General features: G+C 50.5%; 8 protein-coding genes. 3 read left to right on the forward strand and 5 right to left on the reverse strand.

All coding sequences use genetic code 11. From position 1 onward, the window contains the following. The first annotated feature begins 57 nt into the window (after positions 1 to 57). Both ICL55_RS18255 and ICL55_RS18260 read left to right on the forward strand, forming a co-directional pair. On the forward strand, positions 58 to 3,732 hold the full coding sequence (locus ICL55_RS18255) for a SusC/RagA family TonB-linked outer membrane protein (protein ID WP_246496424.1): 3,675 nt from the start codon (positions 58 to 60) through the stop codon (positions 3,730 to 3,732). Positions 3,733 to 3,751: 19 nt separating this feature from the next. After that, entirely contained in the window at positions 3,752 to 5,491 is a 1,740-nt protein-coding gene (locus ICL55_RS18260; RefSeq protein WP_188099872.1) for a SusD/RagB family nutrient-binding outer membrane lipoprotein, read from the forward strand. Between the two features lie 156 nt (positions 5,492 to 5,647). Here the strand turns inward: ICL55_RS18260 and gap are convergent, their stop codons facing one another. From gap to ICL55_RS18280, 4 genes are all read right to left on the reverse strand, one after another. Next, positions 5,648 to 6,649 carry a type I glyceraldehyde-3-phosphate dehydrogenase gene (gap, locus tag ICL55_RS18265; protein WP_223151496.1) on the reverse strand — a complete coding sequence of 334 codons (1,002 nt, stop codon included), beginning with the start codon at positions 6,647 to 6,649 and terminating at the stop codon, positions 5,648 to 5,650. Between the two features lie 84 nt (positions 6,650 to 6,733). Beyond that, positions 6,734 to 7,732, reverse strand: coding sequence for a GlxA family transcriptional regulator (locus ICL55_RS18270; protein WP_188099873.1), 999 nt, complete (start codon positions 7,730 to 7,732; stop codon positions 6,734 to 6,736). Between the two features lie 35 nt (positions 7,733 to 7,767). Next, positions 7,768 to 10,602, reverse strand: coding sequence for a DUF6493 family protein (locus ICL55_RS18275; RefSeq protein WP_188099874.1), 2,835 nt, complete (start codon positions 10,600 to 10,602; stop codon positions 7,768 to 7,770). Between the two features lie 21 nt (positions 10,603 to 10,623). Beyond that, positions 10,624 to 11,970: an SWIM zinc finger family protein gene (locus ICL55_RS18280; RefSeq protein WP_188099875.1), complete on the reverse strand. Its 1,347-nt coding sequence runs from the start codon at positions 11,968 to 11,970 to the stop codon at positions 10,624 to 10,626. Between the two features lie 159 nt (positions 11,971 to 12,129). On the opposite strand from ICL55_RS18280, the gene ICL55_RS18285 reads away from it, so the two are divergent. Then, on the forward strand, positions 12,130 to 13,821 hold the full coding sequence (locus ICL55_RS18285; protein WP_188099876.1) for a response regulator: 1,692 nt from the start codon (positions 12,130 to 12,132) through the stop codon (positions 13,819 to 13,821). 1 nt (position 13,822) lies between these two features. Here ICL55_RS18285 and ICL55_RS18290 read toward each other — a convergent pair whose 3' ends face one another. After that, positions 13,823 to 16,198 (reverse strand): ABC transporter permease, encoded by a 2,376-nt coding sequence (locus ICL55_RS18290; protein WP_188099877.1) that lies wholly within the window; start codon positions 16,196 to 16,198, stop codon positions 13,823 to 13,825. Positions 16,199 to 16,347 lie beyond the last annotated feature (149 nt).

A 16,347-nucleotide genomic window follows, 5' to 3' on the forward strand; every position in this document is an offset into this window, starting at 1 on the left:
GAGTCGGCGTGACACTTCTCTGTATCCAACTTTTATCAACTCAAACATCCCAAATGTATGGAATATTACCGTCATGCAAGGCCCTCCCGTGTGCCAGGGCTGCGCTTAACCATGCCTGACCACTCACCTGCTCCAGGCAAATCAGGTGCACATCTCACCTTCAAAAAAAGACTGATCATGCAACTCAAAATAGTCACCTTGTTGCTGACGGTAGCCTGCCTGCAAATCAGCGCTAAGTCCATGTCGCAACAGATCACACTATCCCGGAAACATGCATCCCTCCTGAGTGTTTTTGAAGACATCAAAAAACAGTCGGGATACAGTTTCTGGTATGAAGACATCATGCTCAAAAAAAGCAAACCAGTAGATATACAGGTGCAAAACGCCTCGCTGGAACAAACACTGACAGCCATCTTCCAAAGCCAGCCCTTCTCTTATGAGATCATCGGCAAAGTGATTGCGCTGAAAGACAGACAAGCCGGCGTAGAAAAACAAGACATCATCCCCACGGAACTAACACAGGATAAACGAAAAATAACCGGTGTGGTAAAAGACAGCACCGGCACCCCTATCCCCGGTGTTACCTACCTCGTGAAAGGCACTAAAACCGGCGGCGCCACAGATGCTTCCGGACGCTTCTCCATCGAGGTGCCACAGGGAAATGTGGTACTGGTGTTCTCCTCTATCGGCTTTCAGCCCACCACCATTACGGTAGGCAACGCCAATACCCTCAACGTGGTTTTGCATGCTGCCTCCAACGGCCTCAATGAAATGGTGGTGACCGCCCTCGGTATCAAACGCCCGAAAGGCACACTCGGATACGCCATCAGCACCATTCAGGGCGAAGAGCTGACCAAAGCCGGTACTACCATGAACCCCTTCCTCGCCCTCTACGGTAAAGCTGCCGGCGTAGGCGTGAACATGGGCGCCTCCGGCCCCCAGGGTGGTATCAAAATCAATATCCGCGGCGCCGCCAGTATGAACCCCGACCAGAACATCCGCCCGATGTTTGTGGTAGACGGTGTTATCCTCAGCGACCGTAAAACAGCCATCGATGGCTCCATCGGCCAGGGCTTTGATTACGGCGCCGGCATCAATGATATCAACCCTTCCGATATCGAATCCATGGTGATCCTCAAAGGTGCGAAAGCGACGGTACTATATGGTAGCGACGCGGCCAACGGCGTGGTGCTCATCACCACCAAAAGCGGCCGTAACAGCGTCGGCATGGGCATGACCGGCTCCATCCAATACACCACGGAACAACCGGTATCTTACCTGAAACTGCAAGACCAGTACGGTCTGGGTGACGATATCTACGATACTACCTACGCTACGGTAAACGGACAAAAGATCAGAACGATCCCTAACAAACGTTTTAGCTTCGGCCCTAAATTCGATGGTGCTAACGCCATGTTCTACGATAGTTCCATCGTAAAAAACACACCACATACCAACAACTTCCTGTCACTCTTCAGTCCCGGCCACTCCACCACCGGTAACGTGGCCATCTCCGGCAGTAATGACAAAGGAAGCGTGCGTGCCTCCTATACCAACTACTACTATAAAGATATCAACGGCGACAACTCCTGGCAGAAAAGAAACACTTTCAGTTTCAACGCCAACTACAAAGCCTCCAATCTCGCCACCTTCGAAGTGATCTCCAATATCTACAATATCACCAGCAAGAACCGCCGCGGTTCCAACGGTGGCTCGGTGGCATGGGGCCTGCCGCTGGACTATGATTACGGCCTGATCTATCCCTTCTATACCGACCAGACAGGATTCAAGCGTGATCTCTCCAACGCCGGCGTACCTACCGCTTTCTCCAATCTGGGTGGCTTTATGTGGGACCGCTCCCAAAATTCCCTGAAAGATGATAAGGTGCATATGATCACGTCTGCCAAGGTAACGCTGAACTTCACGCCGCACCTCTTCCTGGTGGGACAGGCAGGTATTGACTATGACAACACCAGCTACACCACCGAAAGAAGCGTGACCAGAGTGCTGCCCAGCGTGGATGGCGGCGCCTTTGGCGTAGCAAAGGAAAATGCTACCGTACAAACCTATCAGGCATTGCTGAACTACAACCGCTCCTTCATGCAGGACAGGCTACACCTGTTTGCCTATACCGGCGGCGCCTATCGCCTGCGGTCTTCCGACTATCTGGGAAGCACCACTGTTGGCGGTCTCAACTTCGCAAACCTCTACTCTTTCAACAACGAATCCGGCACAGCCTCCGCTGCGAACCTCGGTTACATCAGAAGCTTCAATCGTGGCAACGATGTGCTGTACAGCTGGCTGGGATCCGCCTCTCTTTCCTGGAAAAGTGAGCTTACCCTCGAAATTCAGGGCCGTATGGACTGGAACTCCACCCTGCCTCCGGAAAACAACAAGTACTTCTATCCCGGCGTAGCCCTCAACTGGAACTATACCGAACGTTTCGCCATCCCCGGTATGAACAGCGGTACCCTCCGCCTCTCCTGGGCCGATGTGGGCAACGGCACCAACCGCTATTTTGCCAACAACCTCTATAGCTTCACCCGGTTGTCCAATACCACCGCGCTCTCTATCACACCGCCGGAAGCCATCCTTCCCGGCGCCCTGAAACCGGAACGCAAAAGGGAATTTGAAATCGGCATCAACAACACTTTCTTTAAGAACAACCGTCTGACCATCGACTTCTCTGCGTATAGCAATCACCGTTATAACCAGATCTTCAATCTGCCTATCTCTTCTGCTTCCAGCTCCACAGGGCTTAAAATCAACGTAGGCGACGTGAAAGCATGGGGACTTGAGCTGGGCCTCACCGGTACGCCGCTTATGGGTAAAAACTACAGATGGGACATCACCGTGAACGCTGCCAGCCAGGGTTCCAAAGTAATGCGCCTCTATCCCGGTGTGACCAACAACCCGATCTCTAATCTGATCAACGGTTCTGCTGCATCTGTTCATGCCGACGAAGGACGCCCCTATGGCGAAATCGTGATGTACGACTACCTCCGCGATGATGCCGGTAACAAAATCGTAGGCGATAACGGTATGTACTCCCTGAACAATCAGAAATCAATCGTTGCCGGTAACATCATGCCTAAATTCTACGGCGGTATCATCTCCGATTTCAATTATAAAAACTTCAACCTCCGCATTGGCTTCGATTACAAATCCGGTGGTACCATCTTCTCCTATACCAATAACCGCCTTACCGGTGTTGGTCAACTGGAAAGCACACTCGAATACAGGGATGAAGCACACGGCGGCCTCGCTTACTACTACGATGCCAATGGCTCCATGGTGCCGTGGCAACATAACCAGCCCGCTCCTGCCGGCGCCCGCAACGGCCGTGTATACCATGATGGTATCGTCCTGCCGGGTGTAATGCTGGATGGCAATGGCAAGTCTGTGCCCAACACACAGATGACCAATGCCACCAACTACTACGAGAGCTACGCCAACGACCTGGCCACTTCATTCCCGCCGGACCGTTTGTACAAAAACAATTACATCAAAGTAAGAGAAGTAGCCCTTTCTTACGAAGTACCACGTGATCTGGTAAAACGGATGAAACTGCAGAAACTCGTTATCACCGCTGCGGCCCGTAACCTGTTTTATCTCTATAAATCCATTCCCAACATCGATCCGGAAGGCGCGCTGGGTGCAGACTCCTATGTGGAGAACACCATCTATCCCACACTGCGCACCTTCTCTCTGGGGCTGAACGTTGCTTTCTAACGCATAAAAAAACTACAACATGAAAAAATCATACTTGTATATAGCCATGATGGCCCTCGCCACCTTCACTGCCTGTAAAAAAGATGTGGAGAAACGTTTCTATGACCCCGACAAACTGAACGCCACTGTTACGGACGTAGTGCCCGGCTTATTCACACAGCTGATCACCAACAATAAAATATTTGTGCAGGACTATGGTGAATGGTATTACCTCCTCAACGGCGGTACCAGCATCACCGGCTACGGACAGATAGCACAACGGTACATCTCCTATCGCTACGATTGGTTCAGCAGCTATAATGATCTGGTGAGCGGCAACGGCTTCGACGATTTCCCTATCTCCGGCCAGTCTTATTTCCAGAACAGCTATACCAAACTGAAAAACTATGAAGTCATTAAAGACTCCGTAGAACTGCGTACCGGACAGCTGAAACAGGATGGTGATGTATACCTGAAACTTGCCACCTTCGTGAAGTTGTACCAATGCGGCAAACTGGTGGACTTCTTCAATTCCATCCCCTACTTCGACGCTTTTCAGGGCGTAAAAGGCGGTGCACAATATCTCTTCCCGAAGTATGATGATCCGAAACAGGTATACCAGTCCATCATCGCTGATCTGGGCGGCCTTGTCAACACACTGCCGACAGCTTTCACCCAAATGTCCGCTTCCGCTAAAACCGTTTTCCAGCAACAGGATTACGCGTTTAAGGGAGATATCAACAAATGGGTGGCCTTCATCAACTTCACCCGCCTGAAAATGCTGGTACGCATAGCCGGTGTGGATGAAGCATATGCCAAACCACTGATACAGGAAGTATTGGGCAAACCATTGCCTGCTACAGATCTCACCTGGACCATGTGGTATAAGATCGATGTGCTCGGTGGCGGCACCTGGCAACGGGGCCTTTATGAAAACACCTATGCGTCTTTCATTCCCAACATCATCATGAAACGGTTGAACTACGGTGACTCCACCTATCAACCCGGTATTGACGACCCACGCCTGCCGGTGCTGGCAATGCCTACCAAATTCAAAGATTATCGTGGCGTTTCTGCCAATATCGAACAGCAGGATGCGCTCTATACCAGCGGACAGAAGTATTATGCTTTTGCAGATAACCTCTCTTCTTCCCTGTCTACCAACGCTAAATCCATGTATAGCCACATCACCCTTCATCGCAACGAGAACCTGCCGGTGTATATGGCGACATTGGGTGAGCTGGACCTGCTGCTGGCAGAGATTGCACTGAAAAACCTGGGCAATACCGGTAAAGCGGCTGAAGAGCATATCAAAGACGCGGTGGTACATTCTACTAATTTCTGGTACTACCTCAATCAGCTCAGCACCTACGGACGCGGCACACTGGACTCCGTATTGTATCCTTCCAAACCTACCGATGCCATTGTATTTGGCTGGGGCGACAACATCAAAGCCAAATTCCTGGCGGCGCCTACGCTGGAAGACAAAATGGAGATCCTGATGCAGCAGAAATACATCCACCTCAATCTGCTGCAGCCGTATGAACTGTGGGCTGAACTGAGAAGGACCCGTCATCCGAAACTGGAGCCTTTCACCTGGCATGCCTCCGTATGGAAACCAATGCCGGAAAGAGTACACTATCCTACAGTGGAGCTGACCAACAATCCGGATAATTTTGCGAAAGTAGCCAACGAAAACAATACGACTTCTCCGATCTTCTGGGTACCCGCCAGCCAACGCGGCGTAGTGCCTTATTGGGACAATTACAATTACCAGTAAACCGTTGCTATTTAGGGATTTTTTGATTTACGATTTCCTGATTTCGTGAATCAACAGAGCGAATAAAAAACAAGAAGACCGAAGCGAATTATTTATTCGCTTCGGTCTTCTTGTTTACCAATCTACGAAATCAAAAAATCGTAAATCAAAAAATCCCTAAATAGCAATGTCTTCGTGGGTGGCAGCCGCCACCAGTTCCGCAATGCGGTTGGAAATACCGGCTTCATTATCATACCAGGCCACCACTTTAGCCAGGTTGCCGATCACTCTTGTAAGCGTGCCATCTACGATGGAAGAATGTGTGTTATCCACAATATCAGCGGACACAAAAGGTTCTTCTGTGTATTCGAGGATCCCTTTCAGGTCTGTTTCCGCATGCTGTTTGAACAGGGCATTGATTTCCGCCGCAGTAGCCGGCTGTTTCAGTACGAGCGACAATTCAGCGATGGAACCATCAATTACCGGTACACGGTAAGAGAAGCCGTCCAGCTTACCTTTCAGCGCCGGCAGTACATCACCGATGGCTTTGGCTGCGCCGGTAGTAGTTGGGATAATGGACTGCGTGGCCGCCCTGGCCCTTCTGAAGTCTTTGTGTGGACCGTCCTGCAGCATTTGGTCCATGGTGAAAGCATGTACCGTGCTCATAAAGCCGGATTCTATACCGAAAGCCTTGTCCAGCAGAAACAGCGGAGGGGCGATACAGTTAGTGGTGCAGGAAGCGGTAGACAGAATTTCATCTGTTGCTTCAATGATATCTTCATTTACGCCTGCCACAATAGTTTTCACGCCGCCGGAAGCGGGTGCGGTGATCAGTACGCGGCGGGCGCCGGCGCGGATATGGGCCTGCGCCTGGTCTTTATGGGTAAATCTTCCGGTAGATTCGATCACCATGTCTACTCCCAGTTTATCCCAGGGCAGATTAGCCGGATCTTTCTCATTGGTCAGCAGTATTTCTTTTCCGTTAACGATCAGGTGCTGGCTGGTGTGGGAAACAGTGCCGGGAAATTTTCCATGGGCAGTGTCATATTTGAAGAGATGAGCGAGGATATCAGCGCCCATCAGGTCGTTGATGGCCACTACTTCTACATTGTCTTTATGTTGTAAAGCTCTAAGCGTCATTCTTCCGATACGGCCGAATCCATTGATAGCTATTTTCATCGCTTGAATAATTTTGGTTACAGTACAAAAGTACCCTAACCGCCACTTGTCTCAAATGACGAAAAATATACAATTTCTGCCAAATCATTGGTGGAGCGAGGTACGGAAATTCCGGCGGTAGTCGCTGGGGGATACGGAGAGGTGACGGAGAAAGACCCGCCGCATGGACACCATGCCGCCGAGGCCGCATTTTTCAGCGATCTGCTCTATACTGAGGTCACTTTCTTCGAGGTATTTGCGGGCTGTTTCCACCCGTAGTTTCTCTACAAATTTAGCCGGCGTAAGTCCGCATTCCCGGAGGAAGACGCGGGCGAAGTTACGGGGGCTCATATTGGCGTGTGCAGCAAGGCGTTCCACGCTCAGGTCCTGATGGAGCTCCTGTATCATCCAGGGCCGCAGTTTACCGGCGAGGGTATTTGCCAGCTGATGGTGATCGAGCAATTCACCGAACTGTGTCTGATATCCGGGCTTTCTCAGGTAGATGACCATCTTTTTAGCGACCAGGGCTGCCAGGTCGCGGCCATAATCCTCTTCCAGCAGGGCAAGGGCCAGATCGATACCGGAAGCCAGGCCGCCCGACGTATAGACGTTGCCGTCACGTGTGTAAAAAGGGTTGGTATCTACCTGCACGTCGGGGTGCTGCTCCTGGAAGTCCTGGCTGTATTGCCAGTGGGTGGTGGCGCGGCGGCCGTTAAGCAGCCCCGCCCGCGCCAGCGCGTAAGCTCCGATACACACGGAACCAATACGACGCAGGCGGGGATATACTTCATTCAGCCACTGGTAGAAATCGTGGCGGTTGTATTCAAAAAATTCAACGCCTAATCCGGCGATCAGTAAAGTATCGATAGGCCGGTCCAGCTCTGCTACCGTTACCGGACAAACCACTTCCACGCCACTTTGCGTTTTCAGGTGATGGTCCTCTCCCGGCGAAGCCAGCAGGATCTCATAACCATCATCCTCCCGCTGCGGGTCGTTGCGGAGTATTTTGCTGGCCTGCGCGAAAACATCGCAGGGGCCGGCAATATCCAGCAGAGAGGTACCTTCCATCGGTACAATAACGACCAGTTTTTTGGATGCAGACATCTGATATTTTTCCAAAAGTACACAGAAAAACCGGGCTATTCCTGTACTACCCTTTTCAACAGCTGCTGCACTGCTTTCTTCACTGTACTGCTGCCCTGCCACGCGTTTAACAGCTGTATTACCGCAGTATTACGGATACTACCGTTATTGATGGCGAGCACCTCAGCGTATACTTCCAGCAACTTCTTCAGGTCTTTCACCGGCATTTCGGTAAATACCGACAGGCATGCTGTCAGGAGTGTTTCCAGTGCCTCATTTTGCAGGCGGCTGATCTGCGTTTGCGTGCTGACCAGGTCCGTAAAACGTTTCATCGGCGCCCACGCCACCCGTTGCTGCATACCGATCATCTGTCCCAGTTTTTCACTGCTGATCCGATCAGGTAAACGGCTGCTCCAGTATTCGGCGGCATATCCTTTCACTGTCTTATCGGCGTGCAACATACACAGGGCAACGCAGAGGTACCTCATTTCCGAAAGCGGGATATCAAGGCTGTGCAATGTTTTCAGCGTGTTGAGCACGATACCTGTTTCATTCACCTCATAAAAACCCGAAGAACGCTGACAGGACTGCATCACCCTCGCCAGCAATACATCCGGATGATTGGGCGTGAGTAACAACAGTCTGGCCACGTCTGTAATAGACACCGACATGTACTGTCCCACGCCGTTCAGGTATTCCTGCAACATCGGGGCGCTTCCCTTAAGAATATCGCCTTCGGGGAAAGTAATATTCATCACCAGCTCTTCCGACATAAACCGGTCGTAGTCTTTCTTTTCTGCATTATACTTGCCATAGGCCAGATACGGCCTGGCGCCTGTTTTCCATTCATAGGCGCCATTGAGCAGTGCTATTGGCAATCGGCTATACGAAAATCCGGCAAACGCTTCGTAGCTGGTCAGCGGCGCTTTGGTAAGCCCGGCCTGCATCCAGGCTGCCTCCACAGTAAAGGGTCCTTCCGGCAACGCAGCGGCATCCAACAGGAAGGTAAACAACTGCCGATATTCACCTACAGGCCATTGCTGTACCAATCTCAGGGCAGCGGCAGTATCCTGCAAGGCACAACGTGCAATCGCTATCTGCAAATCCAGTATGTCCGGCTGTAAGCCGGCAGACACATACTGCTTCATTCGTTGCACCAATACTTCCGGATCTATCCATCCCGGTTCATGAGTGGGTGTGGACAGCAATGGTAACGAATCTTTCTCCCGGATCTTTTTCAACGCCAGTATCAGCAACTTCCGGTGAGGCATATATACTGCGGCCTCGGTACGGGAAGTCTTCCAGTGTTCCAGCTCAGGCATCTCATGCCGTATACGCCACCAGTGCTGCCCTCCCTTGGCTTCATGCAGCTTTGCCGTATAGGCGGCATCGTTATCCGCCATCCATTTACCATAGTTGAGGAAAAAAACAGCCAGGGTGATGTCCAGCAGCCCCATATTACCGGATGGGCGTTTCAACACGGTAGCGGCCCGCTGAAAAGCCGGCTCCAGTTGCCACAAAGTTTCAGTAGTCATGGTATCCTGTGCCGCCAGCAACATAGCAGGCAACAGATCAACATGCCAGGCGACATTATTTTCAAAAACCTGACTGGCAAAAAATATCAGGTCTTCGGGAACAATACGGTTATGTTCCCCGATCAATGGTAATCGCTCCGCTTCTTCATGCGCTGCCACTTCCATTTCAGTATGATCTTTCATCAGCTCCTGTAAAACAGTCCGCGTGCTGGCGAGCATGCTGCTGCTGTATTGGGAAAGCTGATCGCTTAAAGCAACATCGTTTTTATCCGCCCATTGCAGGATCAGCTTCGCCGCTTTAGCTTGCAGGTCCTCATCTTTGGAAAGGAAAGCGGCACAGAGCTCCAGGCAAGCCTGTGGCTTAATTTCAGGATGTACTTTACCGGCCTTCTCCAATATTTGAATCGTGGTGGTGATAATGTTCTTTTTATCCGTGGCCATCACCTGCGGCAGATGGTCCAGCAACGCCTGATGATTAAATGCTTTTTCGGTGGCCAGCACTTTCAGATACCCCAGCGCCGTATTGACCGCCTTCGTTTGTGGTGAACTCAACGCCTGCAACAACAAAGGTTGTAACTGCTCCAGCGCTGCTTTCGCCGGCTTTAGTAACGTCAACAGATCTACGAACCAGCCCACCTGTAGTTTATTGAAGTTTCTGTTCACCGCTTTCAGACACGCTTCCAGTACCCGCATGCGGTTAAGGGTGCCATCACCGGTATACTGTAGGATAAACCCTTTCCAGTTGGGTTCCAGGTCGCCCGTTTTTTTGCTGTTCGTCCAGCTATCGCTGAAATGTATGTTAGACGGATATTCGAACAGATACCAGAAATGCTCCGACAAAGTAATCGGGAACTCAAACAAGCGTGCTGGCTCGTATAGCCGGTGTTTACCATTAATCGCCATCGGCAGCCTGCTTACTACCAGTGTAGGCGTTAACGTAAGTACTCCGCGGGCTTGCAGGTCCAACATCTGCCAATAATCCACATCACCGGGCAGGGTTTCTTTCTCTGCCATTTCCTGCATCCATGCATCGAACCATTCCGGCATGTACCAGGAAATAATTTTATCCAGCAAATGCTCGCGGAATAATGTAAAATGGAAATTAGTGCGCTGGAAAGCACTTCTATCGTAGCATACAAACGTAGCGATCGCCAATACCTTCGCCTGTGGCGCCGTCATCCTGCTTCTCCAGGCGTTTTGGCCGACCTCTATAAACTCCGTGTAATGGGCTGCCAGTTTGGTCAAGCCTGGTTTAAGCGCCGTTCTTTCTTCGGGGGTTAAACGTTGTAAAAACGGTATAATATCCTGTTCGCGCTCGGTGTTTATCAACTGCTCCAGTTCTTCCAGATGTGTCATACAATCATTTTGGGTTAAATGTCAATTTATCTTTTTTCGTACAGCAAGAATATGTTTGCAAGGGCCGCGTTCTCCCTGGTGTTTGGCAAACCAGGTGCACGTACAGCGGGCCAGATCTCCGTCGAGCATCACGGTATGGGTAACGCCGCTGCCGGCTACACGGGCCTCCACCTTATCTTGTAGCTGAGAGATGATGGCCACTTTGTCTTCCGCTAACAGCTGCTCTGCATCTTTCATACGCGGATTCAGGCTCATGATCCGGTTCAGTTTAAAAGGCAGCCGGCGATAAAAATATACGTTGTCGTCCAGATCAAATCCCAGCAGCCCCATAGCAGCCAGGCGCGTTGTCAGCTGATCTATCTCCTCAAAACCAGCCTGCTCTTCCACCGCCAGCAGCGTGGCATTAAATTCCTGGTTCACATGGCTGTACTTGTCCATCGCGCTGATAAGTCGGTCAGGCACCTCCGTGATCAGCGAATCCAGCGCGGCGCCCTCTCCCGAAAAGCCGCGCCACGCCTCGCGTGACAGGCTAAGGCTAAATCGTACGCTGCCAAAATACAACTGCCACGTAGTGCTCTGCATATCCGGATGCACAAACACCTGCAGCTCGTCGGCCAATGGCAGCAACGGCTCCAGTAACCGCAGCCGGTGGATGCCACCCACACAAACAGCATGGGCCGTTTTCACCGGAGAAAACGTGGGCCTGTTGCCCCGCACCGTCAGGTAATAATCCGCTTTCACCGTGCCGGCAGGGATGCCCTGAAACAGCTGCCGCAGCTGTATCTTATTCAAAGTATACACCTTCTCCGATGCCGCCAGGAACAGCTGTACCGTGGTAAGACCTTTGATCCATTTCACCGGCAACGGCACTTTCTTCTCTGTAATGCTCTCCTCAGGCTGACTTTGAACGCTGATGTCACGGGCATTCACCGTCAGCTGTAACGTATCGTTCCTGCTGACAGCATGCAACGCGTTGATCATCGGCTGGTTAAAATCCACGTTCACCGTACCATTGGCAGGGAAAATGCCACTGTGGCCTCCCGGCAACACGTCCACCCGCGCATACACGCCGGCACACTGGGAAAAACCCTCAAAACGAAGTTTCTCCGCACCGGCTGTCACAATCGGGTCTTTCATCATCGCCGCAGTGGCAGGCGTCAGGGTAAACGATGATCTCACTACATTAGATAAAGCTATCAGGCAACGCGCCGTGATGTAAGGCTGCTCCAGACGGCCCTGGAAGAAAGCCGGGCCGGTGGCTTTGTCTGTTTCACTGTATCCCGCCAGTAATAAACGGGGCGCTCCCCCACCAATAAAAGCCGATGGGGCCGGGTAACTGTAACTGATAGTATTGGTCTCGGGTATCATGTCAATGGCGCAATAGAACATTCATTTTTATCCTGACAGTCAGGATATAGGCAATATGTGTATCTGAACAAAAATAGTGTAAGGATTAGTATTCCTAAAATAGAAAAAGTAATTTCGGGCTACATTATCCATGCCACTGTTGAATAATGAAAAACTACTATGAAAGTTGCTGCCTATTCCGATAAACCCGTATCTTTTTTTAATACGATCTGCCTGCTGCTCGCTGTGCTGTCGCTGACGCTGGGCATGGCCGTGTTTTATCTGATTGACTTTGCGCCGGCGTTTTACCTCGAACTGTTTGTGGGCATATTGTTCTTCTGCCTGCCATTCCTGCATAAGCGTATTGGTGTGGATACCGTTATCCTGATTTTCTTTGTGGTATTGGATGCGGCATTGGTGTTTTATGGTATTGTACTGGGGCCTATCTCTGAAATACATCTCCTGGCGGCCTTCCTCATGGGCGCCTCTGATCTGCTGATGACCAGCAGAAAAACGCGCAACCTGTTCTGGACCTATGTTGGCGCGATGGTGGTTCTTCTTGAACTGAATTATACCTTTCACTGGTTTAGGCCCGTCGCTTTCAGCCACAGCAGCATGGTGGCTATCCGGCTGATCGTGGTACTTACCGGTACCGCACTGAATGGCATCATGCTCTATTTCTATATCAAGCAGGTACGCACCATGATGGCGGAACTGAAGAAAGCTTCCGAAGCCAAAACCAAATACCTGCGGGAAACCAACCATGAGATCAGGACACCGCTGACATCTATTATGGGCATCGCGGAAGGGCTCAACGAGAAAGTGGCCCAGCTCAATGACAGCGCGCTGGTAGCAGCCATACGTAAGGAAACGGAGCATCTGCAGGTAGCCTCCCTGCTTATCAGGGAAATTATCAACAATCAACTGGACCTGGCCAAAATAGAAGAAAATCAGTTCAACGAAGTAAAAAACGAAAGCTTCAGCCTACGGCAATGCATCAACGAATGTATACTGATGCAGCGCCCCGTCGCGTCATCACGGAAAATCAATGTAGTACTGAATTATGACGCCCAGCTGCCGGAATACATCCTCTCCGACAATACCATCCTCAGCAAAATCCTCAATAACCTGGCATCCAATGCCCTGAAATACGCGGCTAAAAATTCGGTGGTCCGGTTCAACGTGTTAAAGACCGGCGAACAAATCCATATCGAAACACACAATACCAGTTCACTGAATCAGGAACAGTTGAGCGAGATCTTCCTGCCTTTTGTGTCTCATGCCAATAAAGAGAATATGGTAGAAAGTACCGGACTGGGATTATCGATCACCAAACAACTGGTAGAAAAAATAAATGGCACCATCACAGCCACCACGGCTGGTGCCACCACCAGCTTTACTTTAACCCTTCCACTGAAAGAAGGCTATAAAATACAGGAGACCAGTAATACCGAACCGGTAAAAGAAATCTATCAGGACTATATTATTTTGGTACTGGAAGATGATAAACTGAACCAGGCTTCCTTCCGCGCCGCTATTAAAAGCATGGGCGCAGTGCCCTACTTTGCTGAAAACGGGGTAGAAGCATTGGAACTGCTGAAGATGATCACACCAGACCTGATCATCACCGACGGTAAAATGCCGGTGATGGATGGAAAAAATTTCCTTCGCGCACTGCGCACCAGCGATGATGATACTACCCGCTATATCCCTGCTATCGTCTCTTCCGGAGAAACATTCCTACAGGAACAGGAAGAATTTATCGCTGCCGGCGCAACCGATTTTCTCTTAAAACCTTTTACAAGAAAGGAACTGGTGGATATGATCCGAAAACACCTGCCCAGCATCAAGCTGATGAAACCCCTTACTTAATTTATTCCGCTTTCAGGCTATGCATCGGGTTCACCAATGCCGCCCGGATCGTCTGATAGCTGATCGTACAAATCGTGATGATCAGGGCACCACCTGCCGCCACCACAAACACACCCGGACCCATACTGATGCGATAAGCGTATCTATCCAACCAGTATTGCAGACTGTAAAAAGCGATGGGCACGGCTATACAACAACCCATAAATACCAGCGTCACAAAGTCTTTCGATAACAGCAGCCAGAGTTGCAACAGAGAGGCACCCATTACTTTCCGGATGGCTATTTCGCGCGTACGCTGTGCAGCCATATACGCAGCCAGACCAAATAAACCCAGACAGGAGATAAACACCGCCAACGTGGCGAAAAGAGCCGCCAGCTTGCCTGACAGCGCCTCTAACTTAAACTTCTTATCGTAACTATCAGCCGCAAAGGTATAGTCGTAAGCATATCCGGGATTATACCTGTTGAAAATCGGCGTGATCTTCGCAAGGGCCGTATGTATGTCCGTCTTGTCTGACAAACGGTATAACAGCGTGGACGCATCCTCCTCCTGATGGGTAAATACCGCCGGTTCCACCGGCTTAAACGGAGACTCCATCACCGCATCTTTGATGACACCGGCAATGACTACACGCTCCCGCCCCCTCCAGCTAATATGCTGACCAGCTACCGGAGCAGTAAGCCCCATCCGCTTTACCGCCGCCTCGTTGATGATCACATAGCCTGAATCCGCCGCCTGCAATTCATGAAAATCGCGTCCTTCCTTTAGCTGCATGCCCATCGCGGAGAAATAGCCCGGCGATACCCCAATCTCCGACACCACCAGGGGCTGACTTTCCTGCCGGCCCTTCCACTCTTCCACCACGGTGCGCGACCAGATGGAAGTGACCGGATTGGAAGCTCTCACCACACTTTTCACCATACCACTCTGCAACAGTTCCTCCCGCAACGCGTGGTAGTTCTTCTTCATATCTTCGCTAATGTACGTGTACAACAAACCGGCGGTACTGTAGCCAGCGGGCCGTTTCTTAGCATATTGGATCTGCTGATAAATAATGATGGTGCTGATAATCAAGGCTACTGACGCTGCAAACTGCGCTACCACTAATATTTTGCGCGGAAGCGCTGCTGACCGGCCTACTTGTTGACCGCCCTTCAACACCTTTACCGGCTCAAAAGAGGATAGATAAAAAGCCGGCCTGCTGCCCGCCAGTACTGCGGTAACAACAATAAACAACAACAGGATGCCCCAGGCCGACAGCTGATGATAAGGAATGTACAATTCGCCATCGATCACCCGGTTGAAGACCGGCAACGCCAGTTGTAAAATGCCGATGCTCAATACCGCTGCGAGACTGGTAAGCATCAGCGATTCCAGCAGAAACTGCAACACCAGGTCGCGCCGCCCGGAGCCAATCGCCTTACGTACCCCTACCTCCCTGGCGCGCTTTTCCGAACGCGCAGTAGAGAGATTAATAAAATTGATACAGGCTATCAACAATACCAATACGCCAATCAATGTAAACATCCGCACATAAGTGATAAAGCCACCACGCTCCTTCCCATTCTCAAAATTGCTGTAAAGCCGCCATCTGTCCATCGGATGCAGAAATATCTGCTCTGTCCTGCGCGGACTATAACGATGAATAATATCTTTTATCTGTGCTGATACTTTTTCGTAAGGCACACCCGGCTCCAGCGCCACAAATGCCTGAGAGGAATTATCGCCCCAGTCGTTACGGGCAGCCTGCATCCAGGGCTGGGTCTGCACCAGGTAAGAAAATGGTAGCAGATACTGAAACTGCAACGTGGAATTGACCGGTACGTCCTGCATGATACCTGTCACTTTCAGATCGTGCTGATTATCGATGCGGACCATCTTATTCATGGCTTCCGTCGTGCCAAACAATGCCCGGGCGGTAGAGGCACACAACACAATAGAATATGGGTCCTGTAATGCCCTGGCAGCATCACCTTCCAATAGGGTAAATCGAAACATACGCAGATAGTCTTCACTCACACCGCTGCCCCGTATGTATAACTTTTTATCCCCGGCAATCAACCCGTGATTGATAGGCCAGTCTGTTACGGCCACATACCGGATGCCGGGAATATCTTTCCGTAAAGCATCTACCAGCGGAAGAGATACCGTACTTACCGTTCTGATACCCCCGTTGTTGTCAGGGTTGTTTTTCATCACCTGGTAAAGATGTTCGTGACCAGGCAAGAACCGGTCATACGAATATTCATTTACCACCCATAGGGTAATCAGCAATCCCACGGCCATACCAGCGCCCAATCCCAAAATATTCAGCGTGCTGTAAACTTTGTTGTTAATAACATTACGCCAGGCAGTTTTCAAATAATTACGAAACATGGGGAATGTTTTTTTGAAAGATACTTCCAGGGCACCAATAAAATGCCATTGCAATAAACAACTGACAATCAATACAATAAGGTTAATCCTTTGTCCGCTTTTAATGCATCCTTGTTCGTTTATGGACAATTTGTTTTGATGGCAGGCAG

The organism is Chitinophaga varians, assembly GCF_014529945.1.
Lineage (GTDB): Bacteria > Bacteroidota > Bacteroidia > Chitinophagales > Chitinophagaceae > Chitinophaga > Chitinophaga varians.